Annotated in this window: 2 protein-coding genes; one reads left to right on the top strand and one right to left on the bottom strand. The window is 65.1% G+C overall.

Going from position 1 to position 808, the window contains the following annotated elements:
- On the top strand, positions 1-281 hold a 281-nt coding region (locus I5W_RS28885), incomplete at its 5' end, for an enoyl-CoA hydratase-related protein (RefSeq protein ID WP_044531840.1).
- Here the strand turns inward: I5W_RS28885 and I5W_RS28890 are convergent.
- Positions 282-806 (bottom strand): hypothetical protein, encoded by a 525-nt coding sequence (locus I5W_RS28890; RefSeq protein WP_044531841.1) that lies wholly within the window; start codon positions 804-806, stop codon positions 282-284.
- Positions 807-808: the final 2 nt, after the last annotated feature.

The raw sequence follows: 808 nt of genomic DNA on the forward strand, positions 1-808 counted from the left end.
CCGACACGGCCGCGCAATGGGGACTCATCAACCAGGCGGTGCGAGCGGACGAACTTGATGCCGCCACCGAAGCGCTGGCGCGCGAGATCTGCAGCAAGCCGGCCATCTCGATTGCGCGCGGCAAGGCCATGGTGTACCGCCAGCAGATGATGGCGCTGCCCGATGCCTATGCGCATGCAGCCGAGGTGATGGCCTGCAACATCATGGATGCGGAGGCGATGGAGGGGATACAGGCGTTTCTGGAGAAGCGGCGGCCCAACTGGGCCGGGCGTGGGGATTGATCAGGTCTTCATCAGATACCAGAAAACGGGCCGGTCCTGCGCGTCCACTTCGGGCAAGGGCATGGCATCCCCTTCGCGCAATTCGCATTGCCGCTGTTCCAGCCGCCTTGCGAGCCAGCGGCCCGTACGCGGGCAAGGTTGATCCGGATACGCGGCCAGCGCAGTGCAGTTCTGCCGGTGTAGGTGATAGTCGCCGGAAAGGCGCAAGGCACGCAGGTCCAGCGTTGCCAGGATGCGGCGCAGCTCGTCGATGGCATCGTCGTCGTAGAAGCCGTCGCGCACCAGCAGGAATTTCTTCTTGCCCAGCGGGGTCATGGCGATGGCACCGGGGCGTTCTTCCACCCTCTCGATCAGGCCCGCTTCCTGGGCGGCCGACAAGGCCTCGTTGACCAGGTCGATGGGGAGGCCGTGCAGCACATCGGAATCCGGCACCGCGCTCAGGCGGATGGCTTGCGCGCCATCGTAGTCGGCCATGGCGAAGGGATAGAGGACGGCGCGGATGAAATCGTCGGGGGTGGATTCGATGT

This window comes from Herbaspirillum sp. B65 (genome assembly GCF_000333555.1).
In the GTDB taxonomy this organism is placed as follows: Bacteria; Pseudomonadota; Gammaproteobacteria; order Burkholderiales; family Burkholderiaceae_D; genus Herbaspirillum; species Herbaspirillum rubrisubalbicans.